The organism is Pseudomonas sp. AGC41, from assembly GCF_057334555.1.
In genome coordinates this window covers 15960-17907 of record NZ_JBHFJB010000074.1, presented here as the reverse complement: position 1 = coordinate 17907, position 1948 = coordinate 15960, and the positions used below count along the sequence as shown (strand labels likewise).

General features: G+C 64.7%; 1 protein-coding gene. It reads left to right on the top strand.

Annotated elements, in window-relative coordinates; translation table 11 throughout:
• Positions 1-145: 145 nt before the first annotated feature.
• Positions 146-1909 carry an L-lactate permease gene (locus ACE04F_RS13630; RefSeq protein WP_486107435.1) on the top strand — a complete coding sequence of 588 codons (1764 nt, stop codon included), beginning with the start codon at positions 146-148 and terminating at the stop codon, positions 1907-1909.
• Positions 1910-1948 lie beyond the last annotated feature (39 nt).

Below are 1948 nucleotides of genomic sequence, written 5' to 3'. Positions count from 1 at the left end.
CCCCCCCCCCCCCCCCCCCCCCCCCCCCCCCCCCCCCCCCCCCCACGGGGGGTTGGCAGGCAATCGCTTACCAAATCCCCGCCTATACTTCTCTGCCAATCCCCCCGGGGCCTGCACTTCCAACAATAAAAAGCAGAGGTGGAACATGGTCTGGCAACAAGTCTACGATCCCTTCGGTAATGCGGTGCTGTCGACGCTCCTGGCGGCGGTTCCGGTGGTGGTGATGCTGGCGGCCCTGGCGTTCTTTCATGTCAAGGCGCACCTGGCGGCGTTGTACGCCCTGGCCTCGGCGTTGCTCATCGCGATTTTCGCCTTTGGCATGCCCGCCGACATGGCCGGTTCGGCGGCCCTTTATGGTGCGGCCAACGGCCTGCTGCCGATTGGCTGGATCGTGCTCAACATCATCTTCCTGCACCGGCTGACCACCGAGAACGGTTCGTTCAAGGTCCTGCAGGATTCCCTGGCGCGCATCACCGACGACCGGCGCCTGCAATTGCTGCTGATCGCCTTCTGTTTCGGCGCCTTCTTCGAGGGCGCGGCGGGCTTCGGCACGCCGGTGGCGGTGACCGGGGCGATCCTGATCGGGCTGGGCTTTTCGCCCCTCGCCGCCTCGGGCCTGGCGCTGATCGCCAACACCGCGCCAGTGGCGTTCGGCGCCCTGGGCACACCGATCATCACGCTCGCCAAGGTCACCGGGCTGGATGAAATGGAGCTGTCGATGATGGTCGGTCGGCAGTTGCCGTTTTTCTCGGTGATCGTGCCGTTCTGGCTGATCTGGGCGTTCGCCGGCTGGCGCAAGATGCTCGAAGTCTGGCCGGCGATCCTCGTGGCCGGCGTCAGCTTCGCCATCCCGCAGTTCCTGGTCTCGAACTACCACGGCCCGATGCTGGTGGACGTGATTGCCGCGCTGATTTCCATGGCGTGCCTGACCGGTTTCCTCAAGGTCTGGAAACCGGCCACGGTGCATACCTCGGCGGCGTTGTCAGACCGCCATGATGATTCGAAGATCGACCCCAGCGAGCAACAGACGCCGGTGGCCAGCGGCGCCTTCGCCAGCGACAACCGCCCCGCCGTGCTGCGGGCGTGGATGCCCTGGATCATCCTCACGGTCTTCGTGTTTGCCTGGGGCACCCAGGGCTTCAAGAATCTGTTCGACACCCGCCCGGCCATCGACCCGCAGACCCAATCGGCCAGGCTCGATCCCCAGGGCAAGCCAATGCGCGAGGCGAATCCGATCTTCTCGCCGCTGCTGACCTTCGGCACCATCCACCAGCAAATCGAAAAGGTCCCGCCGGTGGTGCCCCAGCCGAAAACCGAGGAAGCGGTCTACAAATTCAACTGGTTCACCGCCACCGGCAGCGGCATCTTCCTGGCAGCCATCCTCGGCGGCTTGCTGATGGGCTATTCGATCCCGCAACTGGCGCGCCAATACCTGCGAACGCTGTGGGTGGTGCGCTATTCGCTGATCACTATTGTCGCCATGTTGGCGTTGGGCTTTCTCACCCGCTATTCGGGCCTGGATGCGACCATGGGCCTGGCGTTCGCCGCGACCGGCATCTTCTATCCGATGTTCGGCACGCTGTTGGGCTGGCTCGGCGTGGCGCTGACCGGTTCGGACACGGCGTCCAACGTGCTGTTCGGCGGTTTGCAACGGGTCACGGCAGAGCAGTTGGGAATCAGCCCGGTGTTGATGGCCGCCGCCAACAGTTCCGGCGGGGTGATGGGCAAGATGGTCGACGCCCAGTCGATCGTGGTCGCCTCCACCGCGACCCGCTGGTACGGCCACGAAGGGGAAATCCTGCGCTATGTGTTTTTCCACTCGGTGGTGCTGGCGATTCTGGTGGGCGGGCTGGTGACGTTGCAGGCGTATGTCGAGCCTTTCAGTCACATGGTGGTGGGAGGACGTTGAATGGAGAAAGGCTCTTGTGGCGGGGGGGGGGCTCCCGCT